A 20,149-nucleotide genomic window follows, 5' to 3' on the forward strand; every position below is an offset into this window, starting at 1 on the left:
GCCTCATGACTCCGTGCTCAGGAGGAGGAGTGGCGCGGGGAAGCGGCGGTGGGCGGTCTGCTGACGAGGTACGTGGCCAGGCCCGATGCGGGGGCGGCGGGCCAGCAGCAGGCGGGCGCCGGCGGCCTCGATAAGGCGGGTGCGTTCGGCGGCGAGGTGCTTCGGCCCCAGATGAGACAGGGCGGGGGCGATGACGCCGTAGACGTCAGGAAGGGACAACGCGTCCAGCAGGCCGGTGAACGCGGTGGAGCTCGGTTCGGTCGTCGCGAGCCTGTCCTTGAAGACGCCGGAGAGCTGCAGCTCGTGGATCCGGCAGTACTCCGTCAGTGACGCCTGTAACGCCGTTTGACGGGCTGCCGAGACTCCGGCCAGCCGCAGGAAGCCGTAGACGACGGGCCCGTTGACCGGGCGGTGCTCGGTAAGGAGTTCCATGCTGGTGACCGTCCAAGGGACTCGGCGAAAAGAGACCCCTTGAGCGTCGCCGTACCTCAATGCGCAGGGAATCACCGGCTGTTCCACTTGCGCTCTACTTCCGCCCCACCGGCCGCACGCTTCTGCTTCCATGGCTGGTGGAAGGGAGCGACGCGTGGCGACCGTGCACCACTGGACCGGCCTGGAGGCCAGAGCCCTACGGCTCGCCCTCCGCCTGAGCGTGCGTGCTTTCGCCGAGCGCCTCGGTCTCGCCGTCGCGACCATCTCGAAGTGGGAAAAGCTCCGGTCCGCGACCGAGCCCCGCCCCGACACGCAGGCCATTCTGGACACCGCGCTCGGTCGCGCCGATGCCTCCGTGCACCTGCGCTTCGAAACGCTCCTGTCGGAGATGGCCGACCCCGGGCAGGTGGCAGCCGGACGCCGGGTGACGGCTGCCGGGCCCAGAGCCTGGGAGTACGAGTCGTGGACCGACGACCTGGACCGTGCCGTCGTCGCCTTGTCCCGGCAGAACTTCACCTTCGCCGACAGCCTGCTGGGCCGATGGCTCAACCGTTTCACGGCCGCCGAACTCGATGACAAGGGCCTGTACCTCTACGCCCGATCCACCGCGTTACTCGGAGACCTCAAGCGCGATCAGGGCGCGGTGCTCGGACCACTGTCCGCACGCCACTCCTACGCGGGCGCGCGCTCGATCTTCACCCAGCTCGACATTCCCCGCCGTGTCGCCCAGCTCGATCTGTCCCTCGCGGTCGTCGCGGAGATGTCCGGTGACCTGGAGACGTCGGCCCGTACCTACGAGACGCTCGCCGTCGACGACCGGCTCTCTCGCCGTGACCGGGCCAGAGCCCGCCTGTGGGTGGGCACCGCACTCAGCAAGGACGGCAACCACGACTACGCGACCCGCGTGATGCAGGCCGCGACCCGTGAATTCGAAGACCTCACCGAACCCGACGACTGGTCGGTGGCCCATCAGAAGCTCGCCCTGGCCCGCCGGGGCGTCGGGGACCTCACCCAAGCCCTGCACTTCATCGACATCGCCCGAAGCAGCGGGAGCAGCGACTCACCGATGCAACGCGTACGGCTGGACACCGCTCACGGCCACATCCTGCTGTCCGACGCGGCGACCCGCGATGATGGGATACGCGTTCTCGGCCAGGCCGCTCGGACGGCCGCGCAGTACGGCCTCGTGCACCAACTGCGCAGTATCGAGAGCGTCAAGGCCAGCAGTGAGGGGCCGCCCGGGGCCCCGCCGACGGTGATCAGGGAGACGAACGCATGAGTGACAGCCAGCAGGTCATCACCGAAGACCAGTGGCACCAGGCCAAGGCGATCTGGGACTACCACCAGATGCACCACCAGGCCCACCCCGCGGACGTGGCGATCGGCCTGGGCAGCCACGACCTGGGGGTGGCCACGCGCGCCGCCGAGCTGTACCACGCGGGTCTCTTCCCCACGCTGGTCTTCACCGGCGGCAACAGCCCGACCACCGCCAAGGTCTTCCCACGCGGCGAAGCGGTCCACTTCCGCGAGCACGCCATCGACCTCGACGTCCCCGCCTCAGCGATCCTGCTGGAGCCCCACGCCGCGAACACCGGGCAGAACATCACCCTCGCCCGCGAGGTCCTGGCCGACGCCGGCATCACCCCGGAGAAGGTGCTGCTGGTCTCCAAGCCCTACATGGAACGGCGGTCGTACGCCACCGCCCGCAAGCTGTGGCCCGAGGTCGAGATGGTGTGCGCCTCGGAAACCCTGGAGTTCGACGACTACCTCAAGTCCATCGGCGACGAGAAGCTCGTGGTGGACATGCTCGTCGGCGACCTCCAGCGGGTGATCGAGTATCCGAAGCTCGGGTTCGCCATCGAGCAGGAGGTCCCGGAGGACGTGCATGCTGCGTACGAATCCCTCATCCACGCCGGCTTCACCAGCCGCCTCATCGCTTCCTGAACTCTCCTCCCCGGGCAGCCTGTGCGCCATCCACCAGCCCAACTTCATGCCCCGGCTGACCACGCTGGCCAAGCTGTTCGCGTCGGACCACTGGATCGTCCTGGACGACGTGCAGTTCGCCCGCCGCGACTACCAGCATCGCGCCCGCATCGCCACACTCGACGGCCTTGGCCCGAACCGGTGGCTGACCATCCCCACTCACCGCCCCTCCGGGCGCGCCACCCTTATCAGAGACACCCTGATCGCCGACCCTGCCGCGGCCCGACGCAGAGCCTCATCGATCCTGCGCCAGCAGTACGGGACCAGTCCTCACTGGCCCGCACTTGACCGTGCCCTTCAGCCGGCCTGGAATGCGTTCGACACAGGAAGGGGCGCGCCGGTCGCCGCGGCCTCGACTCGCGCCCTGCTCGAACTGCTCGGCTGGCGGGGGCAGATCTTCACCAGCAGCGCCCTGCCCGCACGCACGGGTCGGTCCGAGCGGTTGGCCGACCTGGCCGACGCCACCGGCGCACGCGCGTACCTGTGCGGCACCGGCGGCATGACCTACCTGGACCATGCCCCCTTCACCGAGCTGGGCGTAGCCGTCGTCCCGTTTCTCTCGCCGGCCACTGGTCTGTGGGCCTCGGGGCGACAGGTCAGTGCTCTGCGGGCGTTGGCCTTCCGCGGCCCCGACGCTGTGGGAGCTCGGTTTCGGGCTCTCGCGTTCGCCCACGATGCGCTGGGGTGCGCGGCCTGACACCCGCTTCGGGTACGGAAGCGGGTGTGATCAACGTCGACGTGCCTGTGGCGGCTGTGGCTGGGAGGCCGGCGCGACCGCTGCCGGGCTGACCGATGTGCCTTGCCGCCGTGCCGCGCTCCGCATCCGTGCCACTCGTGCACGGTCGCTCGGAACTGGCCTGGTGCTGAGCCGCTCGACGCGCCAGGTCACTACCCGTGCGGGGCTTCGGGCGTCGTTGAGTGCCCGTTCGTCGGTGGCCTGCTGCAGCAGCTGCTTCGGATCATGCCCGGCCTTCTCGGCGGTCGCGAGGGCGGCGGTGAGGGCGTCGAAGGCCGGGTCCCTGACCACCTGCTCGGCGTGGACAGGCATGGCCTGTCGGATGAGGAGGATGTGCCGTTCCACCGTCTGCTGGGGTGGCCGGTGCTGGGCGAGGACGGTCAGTGGTGCGGTGGCTGTCTGCTCGTAAGCGGCCTGCAGGTGGATCAGGGTCTGTTGGGCTGCGGCCACCTGTTGGTCGTGGCGGCGGAGCTGGTGCCAGCGGGCGGCGGCGATGACGGCGAGGATTGCGGCGTCGAGGAGCATCGCCAGCAGCGCGCCGTCCTTGGGGGCGGGCTCGCGGACCATGGCTCGTACGGCGCTACGCAGGGCGCGGGCGGGCTGGTGCTCGGCCTGGACGCGGGAGCGGGTGGCGCGCTCGAACGCCTCGGCTGCCTGCCATAGCTGGGGACGAATTTCCTGGGGTGCGCGCATGGGCAGGGCGTCGAGGGCTTCGCCGAAGGCGGCCAGGTGGGCCTGAGCGGCTGCATCGTCATCGCCGTCGAGGTGGTGGGGGATGCGCTCCGCGGCGGCGGTTGCCTGGTGCCACGGGTTCACCCGACGGGGGCTGTGCTGGGGTTCGGTGGCTTCTAGACGCTTGCGGATCTTGGGGAGGGACAGGTCGGGGGAGAGTTCGGAGCCGGAGTACCAGATCAGCTCCTGCTGGGCGTTGACGTCGCCGTCGAGGGCGACGGTGTAGCCGCGTACATCACCGGACGGGAAGTGCTTGATGTTCACGAGGATGCCGTCGGTGTGCTCCAGCAGGTGGACGAACTCCTCGGTGCTGGTGGCGGCGGCCACGGCGGTGCGCACGGTGGTGCGCAGGTGTTCGCGGGCGGTGCGGGCTTGGCCGGCGCGCTTGGCCTTCTCCTGCTCGGCACGGGTAGGCCGTTTCGCGGCTGTGCGATCCCCGCGTACGACCTGGAAGAGGCCGTACTCCTTTTCGAAGGCTGCGAGTTCGCGGTCGGCGGTGAGGTAGTCGTTCCAGTGCCGGGCGGTGCGCAGGTCGGCGCGGACTGTGGTGGCGGCGATGTGGATGTGGTCGGGGGCGTGGCGGACGGCGACCCAGCGGCAGCCGTCCGGATCGCTGTCGGGTGCGATGCCGGTGGCGGCGACGATGCGGTGGGCGATGTCAGCCCAGTCGTCGTCGCTGAGGTGGCGGTCGGCCTTGGTGGCACGGATCGAGCAGTGCCACACGTGCTTCTCGGGTGCGCGGCCGAGCCGCTCGGCCTGCTTGACGTGCAGGTCGAGGTCGGCGACGAGAGCCCGCTTCGTGGCATCGACATCATTGGTGCGGCCGGGGTCGGGGGCGAAGCCGTCCCAGGAGGCGACCAGGTGCGGGTCGGTGTGGCCCTTCTTCTTCGTGTCGTAGAGGTAGCGGATCAGGTTGGCGGTGTCCTTGCCTCCGGTGATCTTCGCGATCATCGCGGCGCCTTGTGGCTGACGGCCTGGTTCGCGGCGGCCGCGATGTGGCTCACCGTCTCACCGACCGCGTCCAGGGTCCGGTCGGTCTGGGCGAGGAGAGCGCTGTCCCCAGGGTGTGGATGGCCGCCGGAGTTGAGCTTCTTGGCGATCTGGTTGACGTTGCGGCCGATGGCGGTGACCTGCTCGCGCAGGGCGTTGATCTCGTCGATGTAGTCGTCGAGCTGGGTGCGCTGGCCGGCCAGGGTGAGGTCGCCGTGGACGTGGGCCAGAGTGGCTGCGGCAACGTAGTGGGCACCGCTGAGGTTCAGCGACGTTGCCTTGGCGCGTATGACGGCCTCTTCCTCTTCGCTGTAGCGGACGTCGACTCGTCCCTCGCGACGGCCGTTGGGGTCGGGCTTGCGACGTTGGGCGACGCGGTGCAAGGCGGCTTCTTCTGCTGCACGCGGCAACGGCATCTCGACGGCAGCAGTGCTGTCGGCGATGGCGGTGGGCTGTTCCTGCTCGGGCACCCCCTGGTGCCCGCGTGCCTCCGCCACCCCCGTGGCGGAGGCTTCCCCGTGAGACCGGCCCTTGGACGGTCCAGCGGGATACCTTGCTGCGCTGTTCAGGCCGGTGGTCATCTCCTGCTGCGGGATGGCGAGTTCGTGGTGCGGGTCGTGCATGGGCTGGTTCTCCGTGGAGTGCTGGGGGCGAGTGTTCGCTGTATGTGGGTGCCCCCCTCGTGCTTGTCGGCATGGAGGGGGGCGGCCAGGGCGTGCGCTGGATCAGGCGGTGGCGGAGGGGGCTGCGGCGGCTTCCCTCTGCTGGAACTTGGCGTCGTCGTACGTGCCGAGACGCTGGCCCCCGAAGCCATCGTCCGCGACAGGCTCGGGCCGACTGGCGCGCTCGGCCCGCAGCCGGTCGCGCACGGCGCCGGCGCGCGTCTGGGCGATCCGCAGTTCGCTGCGCAGGCGCTTGGCGGTCAACTGGTCGTCGCTCCAGTCGGCGGTCAGGCGGCGGCCTTCAGCGAGCACTTCGGCGTCGGTGCGATGGCGATTGGTGGTCGACTCAGCGTTGGTGAGACGCCTACCGGCCTTCTCCGGCGGGGCGGCTTCGGTCGACTTCGCCATGGTGGTCGACCGGGGCGGTCGGGCAGTGAGGGCCGACTCTTCGGCTCCGGTGGATCCGGTCATGTGTGCCTCGTCGACCTTCACGGAGGTCGACTCGGGCGGCTCCTCGGGGACCGGTTCGGCTCGGTCGGCCACCGACGGTGCGGCCTGCTCACTGGCGCGCTGGCCAGCGGATTCCTCTCGTTGCCGGGTGACCGACTGGGCCGAGTCGGCCGACTCGTGCTTGTGGTGCAGCACCTTTGCCACGAGGTCCGAGCCGAAGTAGATCGACCCGACTGGGAGTGACGTGGCCAGCAGTACGAGGGCCCAGTTCGCAGGGTCCCAGCTGGTAAGTCGACCCAGCCGGGTCGACTCGGTGTGCAGGGTCGGTATGAGGCCGTGGACGTAGTTCAGCAGGAGGCTGGCGATGGTGTAGGTCGCCAGTACTCGTAGCGCGAATGTCCGATCGGGGCCGGTCAGCACGAGTGTGGCGATGAGCGCGAGGGCCATGAGCCCGTCGACCACGATCGGGTAGAGCAGGGCGGCGATGGGATCGGCGCCGATGGCGCGGGCCACGTCGGACAGCGCGTTCCACGAGACTCGGAAGGCCATGAGGACGACGGCAATCAGGCCGAGGACGAGGGTGGCGCGTGCGCCCGCCCGGCGTCCACTTCCAGGATCGGCAGCGGGGCGACGCTGATGCGAATCAGTTCGGCTGAGCAGGGCGGTGATGCGTGCAAGCAAGCGGGGGTGCTCCAGGTGGGCTTGAGACGGCGGCCTTGGTGCGGGGGAGGGCAGGGCGTGGCCGCCGTGAGGTGCGGGGACTCGTACCACTCGTCGCGTGCCTGGTCAGCACAGGTACGAGTGGCGTGGCGATGTCGAGACGACTCGTTGCGAGGCGTTCACTCGTCCCCGTGCTGACCTGCGCGGGGACGAGTGGTGCGAGTGAAGTCGGGTCAGGCTGGGGTGCCGGGAAGGGGACCGTCGGCTGACGAGACGGACGCGTCTGCCGCCTTCGGCTCAGGGCAGTAGCGCGCCCAGGTGTCGAGGAATTGGTTGCGCGCGAAGCCCTTGGCCTGGGTGCCCTCCGGGAAGCGGCGGTTGGCCGAGCCGATGCCGTACGGCTTGAGCAGCAGTTGCAGGCCGCGCGGGGTCAGGCCGTTTGCGCCGTACTCCGCCCACGGTGCTTCCCTGTCTGCGTTCAGGGATTCCAACAGGTGTTTCGTGCTGAGCACGGCAGGGTCGCCGACGGCGGCGAAGGTGCGGCGGATGCCGACCAGGAGGCGGGTGCGAAGACCGCCTTCCTCGTCCTGGCCGGCCTCGTAGTCGGTCGTGGTGCGGCAGGCGGTGCGGGCCAGCGCGGGCCAGTCACCTCCGGCGAGATCGGCGACGATGACCAGCGGTTCCCAGGTGTCCGCCGCGCGGTCCTCGACCGGCATCGGTGGCTCCATCTCCATGGCCAGTTCATAGAGCGGCTGGAGCCAGGCGCGGAGGCGATCGCGGATCGCGTTCAGGGCGGGTGTGTCCCGGCCAGTGCGGAAGGACGCCACCTTCTCGCCCGCTGCTCGGCGGCGCATTCGGATGACCACCGCACGGTCCATGATCGTGTCCGGCAGGTCGCCGATCCCAGCCAGGGCCGCCATGGCGAAGGTGGGGAACTCCTGCACCTGGTGCTCGGGGCCGGACACTCGCAGTGTCGGCCGGCCGCGCTGGTGTCCGGCGTTGATGAGACCGCGGACCTCCTCGTTCTTCTCCGCGGCCTTGGTGGTGCTGAACATGGTGTCGGCCTCGTCGACCAGGAGAGTCGGCGGGTCGTTCCCGTCGATCGACCGGAAGATCGCCGCCGCGCTGGCGTTGACCGTGATCAGCCGGTTGTGCACGGTCTCGGTGACCACGTCCAGCAGGCGGGACTTGCCGCACCGCTTCTCCGGCGCGACGATCGCCAGGCGCGGCGCGTGCTGCCACGCACGCTGAAGATGCGTTGCCGCGACCCACAAGGCCACCGCTGTGACGGCCTCCTCGCTCGGCATCGCCACGTACCGCTTCAGCTGCGCCCGCAGGTCATCCAGGATCTGCACCCCCTCGGATAGCGGCGTAGGCGAGGCAGTGTCGTCGGGGTCCTCTTCTGTTGGAGGCGCAGCAGCGCCGGACGGTTGGCCGGGGACGGCGACTGGGGGCCACGACGTGCCGGAGTCGTCCGGGAGGGATGGCGTATTCGGCTGGGCATCGGTCATACTGGGCATCAGCTCCTCTGCTTGCGGGCCGTATGGGACGGCAATCCCGGACTCCGCGGGTTGATCGCTAGGGATGGCGGTTGAGAGGTTTGCGCTTGAGCCCCCGGCATCGCCGGGGGCTTCTTTCATGTGACGTGTGGGCGTGCGGACTCCTGAGGTCAGTGGGGTGGGGGGCCACCACTATGCCACACGAATTGCGGATCGCAGAAGTATTTTGCGTCTCGCAGTAACGATGCTACTGTTTGGGCTGTGCTGCAAACCGCAGTGCATTGCTACGAACGGAAGGGCGTGTCAGTGGCGGAGGAGGAGTCGTCCGAGGGCGTTCTGCTCAGCGGTGAGGCGAACGTCGCGACCCGCATCAGGGTGGAACGCGAGGCGCGTGGCTGGAGTACCAATGCCCTGTCCGACCGGCTCAACGAGGCCGGCTTCGACATGAACCCATCCGCGGTCTGGCGGATCGAAAATGGCAAGCGCCGCATCAACCTCGATGACGCCATCGGCTTCGCCGAGGTCTTCGGCATTGGCCTGCGCAACCTCGTCGGGCCACCTCAGCTGGCGGCCAAGGCCCGAGCTATGGAGCTCATCGACGAGGTCTTGGACGCTTTCCGCGCGACGCAGAGAGCCAACATGGCCTTCACCGAGGCGCGCGACGCTCTCGACGCCTACCTGACCGGGCACCCTGACATCCGCGAGGAGGCCGACCTCATGGTCCAGTCCGCCATCGCAGAAGAGGCCAACAAGACCATGCTGAAGATGCACGGCCCTCCGCCCGGTGGCCGTGACGGTCACTCCACCGACGGGGTATAGCCTCCGGCACCCCCTCCCGGCCTGGAGCCGCAAACCCCCAGGCCGGGCAGCTCACCCACATCCCTAGTGATCAACCGGCGGGTAGGCGTTGCCGCGCCCCATGCCCGCCAGAAGAGGACCCACCCCTTGCGTCAACCCCCGATAACCCCTGCCTCCGAACCGACTTTGCCCGCCGAGGTCGGCCTGCCGCGCCTCTACGTCCCCGAGGAAGTCGCCGCCGTACTCGGCTGCTCCGTTTGGTGGGTCAAGGACCGCGCTCGCCGTCGGCTCATCCCGTTCACCCGCGTCGGCCGTGCTTACCGCTTCTCGGACGAGCACCTCGCGGAGATCATCCGCATGCACGAAGAGCGCCCCGCCGTGAATGCGCAGCGCACCGGCGGCGCTCCTGCGCCGACGCGCAAGCCTCCCGCTCGGCACCGGCCCGATGTGGCTGTACCCACCGTCCGGCTCCAGGCCCGGCCACCGCGCCGGATGGCCAAGTCCCAGTACGGAACTGCTGCTTAACGCGCCCCACACGACGGAAGGGAGGGAAAACCGTGGGGTACGCAGAGAAGCGCAGTGGCTACTGGCGTGGCCGTTACAAGATCGAGGACGGCAAGTACGGCACCGTCGCCGATTCCATGGGCACCGTGGTCAAGTTCGCCACCAAGCGCGAGGCCAAGCAGGCCGCAGACGCCGAAGAGGTGACCGTTCGCCGTGGTCAGTGGCGCGATCCGGGCCTCGGCCAGGAAACCTTCGGCGAGTACGCGAGCCGCTGGTACGCCGCCCAGGACCTGGCCGCCTCGACCATGCAGAACTACAAGCGCCACATCGAGGAGCACCTGCTCCCCGACTTCGAGGACAAGGCGCTCGCCAGCATTCTGCGCACGGACGTCGAGCTGTGGGAGAAGAAGGAGCGGGCGGCGTACGCGGCCTCCAGCGTCAAGACGTGGCGCGCGACGCTCCACCTGATCTTCGAGGACGCGATCGACGAGGGCCTGATCACGTCGAACCCGGCGGCCAGGCGGCGCGGACGGGGCAAGCGCGCCGGCCGCTCTCGCGACCGCGGCCCGGAGAAGGTCGTCACCGACGCGCTCGGCATCCTGCTTACCGCTGAGCGGGCGGCCCTGCTCTCCGGCCGCGACGACGAGTTCGTCGCCACTGTCCTCAAGGGCTGCACCGGCAAGCGGTGGGGCGAAATCGTCGGCCTGGAAACGGAGTTCGTCCGAACCGCCGCCTTTCGCGTCGAGTGGCAGCTGTACGAACTGGACACCGGAGAACTGGTCCGCTGCCCGCCCAAGGACGACAGCTACCGCGACATCGACTCGACGGACTGGCTGTCGGCCCTGGTCTTCAACCACATCGCCCGTACGAAGCCGACGCCCTGCCCCTGCCATGGCAGGACGTACGTCTTCCGAGGTCAAGGTAAGGCGCGCACAGGAGGCCACCAGAGCGCGAAGCTCGTCGACGTCGCCCGCCGTGCCGAAGTCTCCACAGGCACGGTCTCGAACGTCCTCAACCACCCCGACCGCGTACGCGAGGACACCCGCGTACGCGTCGAACTCGCCATCGCAGAGCTCGGGTTCGTACGCGGCAGCGCCATGTCGGAGCACGCAGCTCACTGGCGCCGAAACGGCTTCGCCACGTGGCTGTTCACCCCGGCGACCTCCGGCTGGTACCCCAAGAAGGCACCGCAGGAGGCCCGCCCGGTACCGATACTCGGCGAGCCGTGGCCCGGCATCCCGACCCGAGGTCGAGGGGCAGCCGCTCGGGCGGACGCCTGCTGGCTCCCGATCGCCAAGGGCCTCACGCCGCACGGCCTTCGCCATACTCATCGAACGATGATGGAGGACCTCGGCACCGAGAAGGTCCTCATGGACGAACGCATGGGCCACATCGACAGCTCGGTCTCCGCGCGCTACGCCCACGTCACGCCCGGCATGCGTCGGCGCCTCATGTCTGGTCTGACCGAGCGATGGGAGGCGGCGCTCGACGTCCGACACACGATGCGTCCCTCATCCCCCGTGCGCGTGCTCAACGACCTCCTGTGCGTACGCTGAGCGACTCAGCAGTGCCCCGCAGCGCCACTGCGGGGCACTGCGGGCGTTTAAGTGGATTCTTCCCCATCGCGCGGCATATTGCTGCCAGGATCAGGGGCGTGACATACGTAGTGACTGTGGACGCCCTCATACCCAAGAACACTCCGGAGATGGACCCACTTCAACGCACTGGCGCGGTGGCCCTCATCGAAGATGGTTTTGCCTCGGTCGAGGCGATTGAGGGGCCCGATGGCATGGAAGTCGATCTTCTCGACACCGTCGTGGCCGTCTATCCAGGCGGCGCGCTTCTGAAGGTGTTCGTGGATGCGGCGGCTCTGGAGTTCGCGGAGGAGGCTGTCCGGTCAGTCGTGGGTGAACTGCTGGAAAGATCGGAGCTGTTGGCCGACTGGCAGATCGAGCGATGTGAGGTCGAACTGCACCCGGAGCTCGCCCAGGAGAGTCTCGCCGCTGCCGACGGTCCCGATGCCCCGCCCGATGGTCTGGCAGACCGTAAGGCGCGGCATACCGAGAGCCCCACGGCCAAGGACGACAGGGAGGGCTACGACGCCGAGGCGAAAGCTGAAGCGGTACGCGGTCAGATGCTGGCGCTGGCAGATGACCTGCGCTCCTTCCCGCCAGTGATGTTCGGCGTCCTGGACGCCGAAGGCGACGAGGAGGAAGAAGACGCCATCAAGTTCGCCGTCTCGCCGGAGGACGCCAAACTTGCTGCCGGTGCCTTGGTGTACGCGACCGACATCTTGGTGGACGAGCTGTTCCAAGACGTGCAGACCCTGACGCAGGAGGACACCACCACTGCTGAATGCGGCGGTCCCCTGTGGCACTTCGAGGACCTTCCCGAGCGATACGCCCTCCAGTACGACGCTCGTTTCGCTCGCCGCTTCCTGGTAACGGTCATCGCCATGACCACCCGGTTCACAGACGGCAGCTTCCAGCAGCTCAGCTGTGTTGCTGAGGAACTCGCGCTGAAGCTATTGCTGACTGAGACCAACGTGACACTGGAAACTTTCGGGCTGCTCGGCGACGGCGTCTCGGCCGCACTCGACTCGTTCGCTGACAACGTTTACGAGGACATGGATCACGAGTGGCTCTACGACGACTCCATGGACGGCATCGACGAGAGCGCCGTCGGAGAGGCTCTCGGCGTGACACCGATGGCGTTCAAGGCGTGGTTCACCCCGTTTAGCGAGGGCAGGTACGTCCACCCGTCCGCGGCGGACGAACCCGAGGGGGCGGCGCGCACCGGAGACCACGCGTAAGTACGCCGCGCCCCTGCCCTTGCTGCAGGCACTCAGATGCCGAGACTCTTCCGTCGCACCCGCAGGGAGTAGGACGTACCTTCGGGGCCACTGCTGCTGCCCCACCCAACACTGGTCGCGATGGCCCATCCCCGCTGCTCCTGCATCTGGCTCGCGAAGGTGCCCAAGTCACGGATTTCGCACCCGCATGTCAGCGTGAGCCGGATGCTGATGTACGGACTCCGGGGATTGGGGTTGCGGCCCGTCGCCTCAGTCCACTTCACGTCGTGGACGTGTTCCTCCAGCCCGGTCCGGTTCTGGTCATGCTTGATCCCCTGAGCTTTGGCGTACTCGTCGAGGTCGTCGATCATGAACAGGTCGCTCGACCACTCGCCGGGCCAGACGGCGAACAGCCGCGACTTTCCGGCGACAGCGCGCTCGTAGGCGGCCCGATCGTTGCCATGGGTGACTCTGCCGTCATCATGAACCTCGATATAGCAGGTGGTACGCGCGGTGTACGGAAAGTCGATTCCCACCGCTGCTGCACTTCTCGGCTCCACTTGCCCCCCTGGTTGGCTCGGTTCCAACCGCGCCGGTCTTGGGGTCGCCGATTCACGAATACGCATACGGCGATCCCTGCTACGCACCTCACCGTAAGGGAGGAGAGCAGGTGCCCGCTGGGAGACTATGACCAAGATCTTCTCCCAGATTTCTCCCAAACGATCACCAGAGATGCAGGAGGGGCATGACCCGCGATGCGGATCAGGCCCCTGACCTGGTGTTTCAGCTGTCGGGGTGGCGGGATTTGAACCCACGACCTCTTCGTCCCGAACGAAGCGCGCTGCCAAGCTGCGCTACACCCCGATGCCGCCCGTGTCGCGGCGACATCGATTACTTTAGCCCACCGCTGGCCGGAGACGAAATCCGGTTTCGGGGGCCGTGGCCGGGGTCAGGGGCGCGGTCAGGGGCGGTGTCCGGGCCGGGGCGGGCCCGGGGTCAGGCCCGGGCCGTCAGGGTCAGCAGGGTGACCTCCGGCGGGCAGGCGAAGCGGACCGGGGTGTAGCGGTTGGTGCCGCAGCCCGCCGAGACGTGGAGGTAGGAGGTGTGGCCGCCGGAGTGGTGGGTGGAGAGGCCCTTCACGCGGTCAGTGTCCAGGTCGCAGTTGGTGACCAGGGCGCCGTAAAAGGGGATGCACAGCTGGCCGCCGTGGGTGTGGCCCGCGAGGATCAGGGGGTAACCGTCGGCGGTGAAGGAGTCCAGGGAGCGCAGGTAGGGCGCGTGGACCACGCCGATCGAGAGGTCGGCGTCCTGGGCGGGGCCGCCGGCGACGCGGTCGTACCGGTCCCGCTTGATGTGCGGGTCGTCGACGCCGGTGAAGGCGATCTCGCGGCCGTCGAGCTTGAGCCGGCCGCGCGCGTTGTTGAGGCTCACCCAGCCCGCCGCGTCGAAGGTGTCCCGCATCGGTTCCCACGGGTTGTGGACGGCGGACACGGCCGGGGCGTTGCCGTTCAGGCCGTGGCGGCCCTGGGTCTTTTCGAGGAGGTAGCGGGCCGGGTTGCGGAGCTTGGGGCCGTAGTAGTCGTTCGAGCCGAAGACATAGACGCCCGGGAACTCCATCAGCGGCCCCAGCGCGTCCAGCACCTCCGGTACGGCGTCCGGGTCCGAGAGGTTGTCGCCCGTGTTGACCACGAAGTCGGGACGCAGCCCGGCCAGCGACTGGAGCCAGCGCTGCTTCTTGCGCTGTCCGCTCACCATGTGGATGTCGGAGACCTGGAGAACTCGCAGGTCACGCATTCCGCGCGGCAGGACGGGTACGGAGATCCTCCGCACCCGGAACGAGCGGGCTTCGAATCCGGCGGCGTAGGCGAGGCCGGCCGCGCCGGCTGCCGCGATGCCTGCGGTGATTTTCAGGGGAACCCCGTAGCGTGCGCGCATCCGCCCATGGTCGCAGACACCGTACGGCGGTGAAATCCGCGGGCGGGTTCGGCCGCGCACCTGCCACACTTGGCCCATGACCAGCCTCAAGTCCAAGCTGAAGGAAGACCTCACCGAAGCCATCAGGGCGCGCGACGAGCTGCGCTCCGCCACGCTCCGGCTGACCCTCACCGCGATCACCAAGGAGGAGGTCGCGGGCACCAAGCCGCGCGTGCTCTCCGACGACGAGGTGCAGAAGGTGATCGCGAAGGAGGCGAAGAAGCGCCGCGAGGCGGCCGAGGCGTTCGCCGCCGGCGGCCGCGCCGAGCAGGCCGAGCGTGAGAAGGCGGAGGGCGTGCTCCTCGACGCGTATCTGCCGAAGCAGCTGAGCGACGACGAGCTGGGCGAGATCGTGGCCCAGGCCGTGGGCGAGGCGAGGGCCGCCGGGGCCGAGGGGCCGCGCGCGATCGGCGCCGTCATGAAGATCGTGAACCCGAAGGTGGCCGGCCGCGCGGACGGCGGCCGGGTCGCCGCGACCGTGAAGCGGACGCTCGCGGGCTGACCGCCGCCGCCACCCGGGTAGGGGCCGTGGCTGTCGTGCCGTAGCTGTACGCGCCGTGGCTGTACGGGGGCCGGTGCGCATGTGCACGGGTGTACGGGTGTACGGAGTGCGGGGGCCACGCGCCGCCCCTCCGTACCCCCGCAGCCCCTACACCCGCACCCCGCACCGCCCCCGTACACGCCAACGGCGGCCGGTGGACACTCCCACCGGCCGCCGCCGTTTCCCGCTCTACACCGGATAGCTACACCGGACAGCTACACCGGCCGGCCCGGAGCCGACAGGCCCGTCAAAGGCCCGTCACCGCGGCTCCCGAGCCCGGCAGGCCCCGTCACCGGCCCGTCACCGGCCTCCCGGCCCTGACCTCCGGGCCACCCGGCTGTCAGGGACCGTTCCCCCCGCCCCCACTGCCGTTGCTCCCGCGACTCGTGCCGCCCGGGAACCCCGGGAAGTCGGGGAGCGACGGGCCGTTGTCGCCCGAATTCCCACCGCCCCCGTTGTCCCCGCCCTGCGCGGCGCCCTGGTTGTCTCCCTGACCGCCCTGGTCACCGCTCTGGTCACCGCCCGGGTCGCTGCTCTGGTCGTTGCCCGGCTTGTTCCGGTCCTTGTCCTTCTGCGGGTCCGGGATCTTGATGTCGTTGAAATTCTCGACCGTACGTCCCGACAGCGCCCCGCTCATCGCGTCACGCCAGATCGGTCCCGGAGTGTCACCGCCGTACACCTTGTCGTGGTACTGACCGCCGATGTTGATGTCGATCATGCGCTTCTTGTGCGCCGGGTCGCCGACCCACACGGACGTCGCCATGTTCGGCGTGTAGCCGGTGAACCAGGCCGCGTAACGGCCGTCCGTCGTACCGGTCTTGCCCGCGCTCGGCCGGTCGCTGAGGCCCGCCGCCGTACCCGTACCGTCCTCGACCACGCCCTTCAGCAGCGCGGTGATGGTGTCGGCCGTCTTCTCCGACATCACGCGCTCGCACGAAGCCTTCGGCACCGGGATCGACTTCTTGTCCGGGCCGGTGATCGACTGGATGGCGATCGGGGCGCACCGCGTGCCCCGGGACGCGAAGGTGGCGTACGCCTGGGCCATGGTCAGCGGCGACATCTCCTCCGTACCCAGCGCGATGGCCGGGCCGGTGCTCAGCTTGTTCCCGTCGGCCCGGTTGACGCCGAGCTTCCCGGCCAGCTTGGAGACGGGGCAGGTCCCGGTCTGGGCGATCATCTGGACGAAGTAGGTGTTGACCGACTTGGCCATCGCCTCCTTCATCGCGTACGGACCGACCTCGGACTCGTCCTCGTTCTCCACCTGCTCGCTACTGGAGTTCACGTAGTTCCCGGCGCACGTGGAGATCGGGCTCGGATAGTCCATCTCGTACGGGGACGGATAGGACTGCGTGACCGGGATGTTCTGTTCCAGGGCCGCGGCCGCGACGATCGGCTTGAAGGTCGACCCCGGCTGGTATCCGGCGCCGCCGCCCATCCGCTGGTCGACGGAGAGGTTGATCTGCGTCTCGTTCTTCTTGAAGCCGTACGGCCGTGACTGCCCCATCGCCAGGATCTTGCCGGTGCCGGGCTCGACGATCGTCAGTGCCGTCGCGACCTCGTCGGTCTTGTAGACGTGGTTCTTGATCGAGTCCTGTGCGGCGTTCTGGGCCTGCGGGTCGAGCGTCGTACGGATCGTCAGACCGCCCTGGTTCCAGACCTTGCCCCGCTCCTCGCGCGTCTTGCCGAAGGCCGGGTCGGTCAGGAACACGTTGCGCACGTAGTCGCAGAAGAAGCCCGCGCCGCTCACCGCCGTGATGCAGCCGTTCTTGGGGCGGCTCACCTTCAGCGCGATCGGCTCGGCCTTCGCCTTGTCCGCCTCCTTCTGGGAGACGGCGCCGACGGCGGCCAGCCGCTGGAGCACGGTGTTGCGCCGCTTGGTCGCCTCCTCCTCGTCGTTGACCGGGTCGTACCGGGTCGGCGACTGGACGATGCCCGCCAGCATGGCCGACTCCGGGAGCGTCAGGTCCTTGGCCGGCTTGGAGAAGTAGCGCTGGGCGGCGGCCTCGATGCCGTAGGCCTGCTGCCCGAAGAAGGTGATGTTCAGATAGTTCTCGAGGATCTTCTTCTTGCCCAGCTCCTCCTCGACCTGGATCGCGTACTTCAGCTCCTGGATCTTGCGGCCCAGGGTCTGCTGGGTGGCCTCCGCGACCTTGTCCGGGTCGTCGCCGGCCTCCTCCACGAACACGTTCTTCACGTACTGCTGGGTCAGGGTCGAGGCGCCCTGGGCGACACCGCCCGACTGCGCGTTGCGGTTGACCGCGCGCAGGACGCCCTTCAGGTCGATGGCCCCGTGCTCGTAGAAGCGCGAGTCCTCGATCGCGACGATCGCCTTCTGCATGTACGGCGAGATGTCCTTCAGGGGCACGACCGTGCGGTCACGCGAGTAGACCGTGGCGATCTTGCCGCCCGTGGAGTCCAGGATCGTGGTGCGCTGGCTCAGGGGCGGAGTCTTGAGGTTGGCGGGGATCTCGTCGAATCCTTCGACCGTCCCCTTGGCCGCGAGCCCCAGGGCGCCGAAGGCCGGCATGGCGATTCCCGCCATCACCGCTCCCGCGAGCACGCTGACACCGAGGAATTTGGCGGCCTGCTGGGTCCCGGTCAGACCCCCGCCCGAGCGCTTTTTTGGCATGGGGGCAGCCTACGTTCTCAATCGCCGGACACGCGTCAAGGCTCTGGCCTAAGCTGTCCCCAACTGTCACAGCAGTGCGGTCGCGCATCAAGACCCGCCGATGAACTTCCCGTGAACCCGAAAGTGCCAGAAGTCGCGAGAAGCGATGTCCGAAACGTTGTTCTCCATTGGTGAATGTCCTGTTGTGGCTCAACTGAAATATCCGACTCTGTCGGATTAGTTCTTTATGCCCTCGGGTCACTCCCCTGGGTGATCTGCCGCGTACGCATAGTCCGTTCGGGCCATTCAAGATTGGGCCCGAAGGGGGTGTTGCGCTGTGCCCGCCTTCCGTAACGTCCTCAACTGGCAACGGTGAATATGCCGCTGCCGCCGTGGGGGAGCCTCGATTCGGGAGAGGACGGCGCCAGCATGGGCTGGGTAACCGACTGGAGTGCGCAGGCAGCTTGCCGCACTACCGATCCAGATGAACTGTTCGTACAGGGCGCGGCGCAGAACAGGGCCAAGGCTGTGTGCACCGGATGCCCGGTGCGTACGGAATGCCTGGCCGACGCGTTGGACAATCGCGTCGAATTCGGCGTGTGGGGTGGGATGACGGAGCGTGAGCGCCGTGCGCTGCTGCGCCGGCGCCCGACCGTCACCTCGTGGCGGCGGCTGCTGGAGACGGCGCGTACGGAGTACGAGCGCGGCGCGGGCCTGCTGCCCGTGGGCTTGGAGGATGACGAGACGTACGAGACGTACGCGGCGGTGGGGTAGCCGGTGGGGCAGTAGTCACCACGAGTTCCCGGGATGGTCCGGGTCGGTCCGGTACGGTCCGACAGCCGGCCCCCGGCCCCGGCCCGGCGGGTAACCCCTCCCAGGTCAGTCGGCGTGTCTCGGCGGTGGGGCGGAAGCGCTTCGGTGCATGCGCGGTTACGTGCGTACGTAGCCGTACGTGCAGGCCGGAGCGGCTGTCCGCCCCGTCCGGGCGTCTGTTCGGGGCGATTTTCCCCGGGGGTCCGCGGACGTCCGGGGGCATCTGTCCAGCGCGCCCGTCGCCGTGCCGTGTCGCGCTGTGCCAGTGCAGGCCAGTTCAGTTCGGTGCAGTGCAGTGCAGTGCAGTGCAGTGCATTGCGGTGCCGTATCGCGCCGTGCCGCGCCCTGCCTGGATGTCCGCTGCTCTTGTGCTGCCGCCGCGCCCTTACGCCTGCCACCACGCCCCGGACGCCTGCCACCACGCCCCGGCCGGGCGGCTATTCGGCGGTACGGCCGGACGCGAGGCGATCGCCGATGGCCCTCAGCCCGGCGAGGTCATGAACGTCCCCGGGCAGCGCGGCCACCTCGACCACCGCCACCTCGGGGTGGAGCGCGGTGAAGCGATCACGCGTGCGCTGCTCACGCGCGAGAACCTGCATCCGCTCGGTGTGCAGGCGCAGTAGACCGGCCGTCAGCTGTTCCACACTTGTGACAGAAGCTGTCGCGTCGGTGGACTCGGCGGACGGTACGGATGCGGACGGGACCGGCACTTCGGGTACGTCGGACGGATCAGGTACACCGGACGGATCGGGTACGTCGGACGGACCAGGCGCACCGGATGGACCGGACGGCCCGGACCGACCGGACAGCCCGGGAGGGTCGGGCGGACCGGACGGATCAGGCGTGGGTGATTGCGGGCGGCGGCTCTCCGTGGCATCGGAAGCTCCGGAATCCGCGGCGGATTCCTCGGCTTCGGCCACAGCGACTTCGGGTTCGGGGTCTACGGGCTCATGCGCCTCGGCGGCTTCGGGAGAGGAGCCGACCGGTGCTGCAGTGCCACTCTTCTCAGCTTTCCCCGCCGCTTGATCCACAATGCGGCCCTCTTCAAGATTTTCCGCGGCGGCCCGCGCCCGCTCCGCCGACAGCCGCGCCGCCCCGCTGCCGTGGACCCGGTTGAGGACCAGCCCGGCCAGTGGCATCTCCTCGGCCGCCAGCCGCTCCACGAAGTACGCCGCCTCCCGCAGCGCGTCCCGCTCCGGCGCCGCGACCACGAGGAACGCCGTCCCCGGCGCCTGGAGCAGCCGGTACGTCGCGTCCGCCCGGGTACGGAAACCGCCGAACATCGTGTCCATCGCCGTCACGAACGTCTGTACGTCGCGCAGGAACTGACCGCCGAGCAGCTTGCCGAGCGTGCCCGTCATCATCGACATGCCGACATTCAGGAACTTCATCCCCGCGCGGCCGCCCACCTTCGCCGGAGCCATCAGCAGCCTGATGAACTTCCCGTCCAGGAAGGACCCGAGCCGCTTCGGCGCGTCCAGGAAGTCCAGCGCGGAACGGGACGGCGGAGTGTCGACGATGATCAGGTCCCACTCGTCGCGGGCCCGCAGCTGTCCCAGCTTCTCCATCGCCATGTACTCCTGCGTGCCCGCGAAGCCGGCCGACAGGGACTGGTAGAAGGGATTCTCCAGAATGGAGCGGGCCCGCTCCGCGTCCGTGTGCGCCTCGACGACCTCGTCGAAGGTCCGCTTCATGTCGAGCATCATGGCGTGCAGCTCACCGGGCCCCTCCACGCCCTTGACCCGCCGCGGCGTGTTGCCCAGCTCGTCGATGCCCATCGACTGGGCGAGCCTGCGCGCCGGGTCGATGGTGAGGACGACGGCCTTGCGCCCGCGCTCGGCCGCCCGTACGCCCAGGGCCGCCGCCGTCGTGGTCTTGCCGACACCGCCGGAGCCGCAGCACACGATGATGCGGGTGTCCGGGTCGTCGAGGAGCGGATCGATGTCGAGCGGGGCGGCCGCGGAGTCCAGGGTCAT

Annotated in this window: 18 protein-coding genes and 1 tRNA gene; 9 read left to right on the forward strand and 10 right to left on the reverse strand. The window is 68.8% G+C overall.

Annotated elements, in window-relative coordinates:
* Window positions 1-3: 3 nt before the first annotated feature.
* Window positions 4-432, reverse strand: coding sequence for a hypothetical protein (locus OG627_RS19385; protein WP_329066798.1), 429 nt, complete (start codon window positions 430-432; stop codon window positions 4-6).
* Between the two features lie 154 nt (window positions 433-586).
* On the opposite strand from OG627_RS19385, the gene OG627_RS19390 reads away from it, so the two are divergent.
* The 3 genes from OG627_RS19390 to OG627_RS19400 are packed head-to-tail and all read left to right on the forward strand — an operon-like array spanning window position 587 to window position 3,112.
* Entirely contained in the window at window positions 587-1,711 is a 1,125-nt protein-coding gene (locus tag OG627_RS19390; RefSeq protein WP_329066800.1) for a helix-turn-helix domain-containing protein, read from the forward strand.
* On the forward strand, window positions 1,708-2,376 hold the full coding sequence (locus tag OG627_RS19395) for a YdcF family protein (RefSeq protein ID WP_065488002.1): 669 nt from the start codon (window positions 1,708-1,710) through the stop codon (window positions 2,374-2,376). The genes OG627_RS19390 and OG627_RS19395 overlap by 4 nt, the downstream gene beginning before the upstream one ends.
* Window positions 2,377-2,422: 46 nt before the next feature.
* The gene (locus OG627_RS19400) at window positions 2,423-3,112 is read left to right on the forward strand and encodes a WbqC family protein (RefSeq protein WP_329072800.1); all 690 of its coding nucleotides are present in this window, start codon (window positions 2,423-2,425) and stop codon (window positions 3,110-3,112) included.
* A 30-nt stretch (window positions 3,113-3,142) separates the two neighbouring features.
* On the opposite strand, the gene OG627_RS19405 is transcribed toward OG627_RS19400, so the two are convergent.
* The 4 genes from OG627_RS19405 to OG627_RS19420 all read right to left on the reverse strand — a co-directional run bounded on the left by OG627_RS19405 (window position 3,143) and on the right by OG627_RS19420 (window position 8,156).
* Window positions 3,143-4,834: a relaxase/mobilization nuclease domain-containing protein gene (locus tag OG627_RS19405; RefSeq protein WP_329066804.1), complete on the reverse strand. Its 1,692-nt coding sequence runs from the start codon at window positions 4,832-4,834 to the stop codon at window positions 3,143-3,145.
* Complete coding sequence (gene mobC, locus OG627_RS19410) at window positions 4,831-5,496, reverse strand: plasmid mobilization relaxosome protein MobC (protein ID WP_329066807.1); 666 nt, start codon at window positions 5,494-5,496, stop codon at window positions 4,831-4,833. The genes OG627_RS19405 and mobC overlap by 4 nt, the downstream gene beginning before the upstream one ends.
* Before the next feature lie 102 nt (window positions 5,497-5,598).
* Complete coding sequence (locus tag OG627_RS19415; RefSeq protein WP_276607229.1) at window positions 5,599-6,549, reverse strand: DUF2637 domain-containing protein; 951 nt, start codon at window positions 6,547-6,549, stop codon at window positions 5,599-5,601.
* Window positions 6,550-6,878: 329 nt separating this feature from the next.
* Entirely contained in the window at window positions 6,879-8,156 is a 1,278-nt protein-coding gene (locus tag OG627_RS19420) for a DUF3631 domain-containing protein (protein ID WP_329066808.1), read from the reverse strand.
* 249 nt (window positions 8,157-8,405) lie between these two features.
* On the opposite strand from OG627_RS19420, the gene OG627_RS19425 reads away from it, so the two are divergent.
* From OG627_RS19425 to OG627_RS19440, 4 genes are all read left to right on the forward strand, one after another.
* Complete coding sequence (locus OG627_RS19425) at window positions 8,406-8,963, forward strand: helix-turn-helix domain-containing protein (protein WP_443073506.1); 558 nt, start codon at window positions 8,406-8,408, stop codon at window positions 8,961-8,963.
* A 126-nt stretch (window positions 8,964-9,089) separates the two neighbouring features.
* A complete protein-coding gene (locus OG627_RS19430; protein WP_329066810.1) occupies window positions 9,090-9,467 on the forward strand; it encodes a helix-turn-helix domain-containing protein in 378 nt (125 codons plus the stop codon).
* A 32-nt stretch (window positions 9,468-9,499) separates the two neighbouring features.
* Window positions 9,500-11,002: a LacI family DNA-binding transcriptional regulator gene (locus tag OG627_RS19435; RefSeq protein WP_329066812.1), complete on the forward strand. Its 1,503-nt coding sequence runs from the start codon at window positions 9,500-9,502 to the stop codon at window positions 11,000-11,002.
* Between the two features lie 98 nt (window positions 11,003-11,100).
* Entirely contained in the window at window positions 11,101-12,258 is a 1,158-nt protein-coding gene (locus tag OG627_RS19440) for a hypothetical protein (RefSeq protein WP_329066814.1), read from the forward strand.
* A 32-nt stretch (window positions 12,259-12,290) separates the two neighbouring features.
* On the opposite strand, the gene OG627_RS19445 is transcribed toward OG627_RS19440, so the two are convergent.
* From OG627_RS19445 to OG627_RS19455, 3 genes are all read right to left on the reverse strand, one after another.
* A complete protein-coding gene (locus OG627_RS19445; protein ID WP_329066815.1) occupies window positions 12,291-12,773 on the reverse strand; it encodes a hypothetical protein in 483 nt (160 codons plus the stop codon).
* Window positions 12,774-13,027: 254 nt separating this feature from the next.
* Window positions 13,028-13,101 (reverse strand) — tRNA-Pro (locus OG627_RS19450).
* 132 nt (window positions 13,102-13,233) lie between these two features.
* A complete protein-coding gene (locus tag OG627_RS19455) occupies window positions 13,234-14,172 on the reverse strand; it encodes a metallophosphoesterase (protein ID WP_329066817.1) in 939 nt (312 codons plus the stop codon).
* 76 nt (window positions 14,173-14,248) lie between these two features.
* Between OG627_RS19455 and OG627_RS19460 the strand changes: the two genes are divergently transcribed.
* Complete coding sequence (locus OG627_RS19460) at window positions 14,249-14,713, forward strand: GatB/YqeY domain-containing protein (protein WP_329066819.1); 465 nt, start codon at window positions 14,249-14,251, stop codon at window positions 14,711-14,713.
* Window positions 14,714-15,092: 379 nt separating this feature from the next.
* On the opposite strand, the gene OG627_RS19465 is transcribed toward OG627_RS19460, so the two are convergent.
* Window positions 15,093-17,381, reverse strand: a complete 2,289-nt coding sequence (locus tag OG627_RS19465) for a transglycosylase domain-containing protein (RefSeq protein WP_329066821.1) — start codon at window positions 17,379-17,381, stop codon at window positions 15,093-15,095.
* 408 nt (window positions 17,382-17,789) lie between these two features.
* Between OG627_RS19465 and OG627_RS19470 the strand changes: the two genes are divergently transcribed.
* Complete coding sequence (locus OG627_RS19470) at window positions 17,790-18,134, forward strand: WhiB family transcriptional regulator (protein ID WP_030751176.1); 345 nt, start codon at window positions 17,790-17,792, stop codon at window positions 18,132-18,134.
* A 476-nt stretch (window positions 18,135-18,610) separates the two neighbouring features.
* Here the strand turns inward: OG627_RS19470 and OG627_RS19475 are convergent, their stop codons facing one another.
* Entirely contained in the window at window positions 18,611-20,149 is a 1,539-nt protein-coding gene (locus OG627_RS19475; protein WP_329066823.1) for an ArsA family ATPase, read from the reverse strand.

Origin of the sequence: Streptomyces sp. NBC_01429, assembly GCF_036231945.1 — a bacterium.
Taxonomy (GTDB): Bacteria; Actinomycetota; Actinomycetes; order Streptomycetales; family Streptomycetaceae; genus Streptomyces.

Bases quoted from the DNA above. Each gene is read 5' to 3' on its own strand.
- OG627_RS19385 (WP_329066798.1), bottom strand. From the start codon at position 432: ATGGAACTCCTTACCGAGCACCGCCCGGTCAACGGGCCCGTCGTCTAC.
- OG627_RS19395 (WP_065488002.1), top strand. From the start codon at position 1,708: ATGAGTGACAGCCAGCAGGTCATCACCGAAGACCAGTGGCACCAGGCC.
- OG627_RS19400 (WP_329072800.1), top strand. From the start codon at position 2,423: ATGCCCCGGCTGACCACGCTGGCCAAGCTGTTCGCGTCGGACCACTGG.
- OG627_RS19405 (WP_329066804.1), bottom strand. From the start codon at position 4,834: ATGATCGCGAAGATCACCGGAGGCAAGGACACCGCCAACCTGATCCGC.
- mobC (WP_329066807.1), bottom strand. From the start codon at position 5,496: ATGCACGACCCGCACCACGAACTCGCCATCCCGCAGCAGGAGATGACC.
- OG627_RS19420 (WP_329066808.1), bottom strand. From the start codon at position 8,156: ATGACCGATGCCCAGCCGAATACGCCATCCCTCCCGGACGACTCCGGC.
- OG627_RS19455 (WP_329066817.1), bottom strand. From the start codon at position 14,172: ATGCGCGCACGCTACGGGGTTCCCCTGAAAATCACCGCAGGCATCGCG.
- OG627_RS19460 (WP_329066819.1), top strand. From the start codon at position 14,249: ATGACCAGCCTCAAGTCCAAGCTGAAGGAAGACCTCACCGAAGCCATC.
- OG627_RS19465 (WP_329066821.1), bottom strand. From the start codon at position 17,381: ATGCCAAAAAAGCGCTCGGGCGGGGGTCTGACCGGGACCCAGCAGGCC.
- OG627_RS19470 (WP_030751176.1), top strand. From the start codon at position 17,790: ATGGGCTGGGTAACCGACTGGAGTGCGCAGGCAGCTTGCCGCACTACC.
- OG627_RS19475 (WP_329066823.1), bottom strand. From the start codon at position 20,149: ATGACCCTGGACTCCGCGGCCGCCCCGCTCGACATCGATCCGCTCCTC.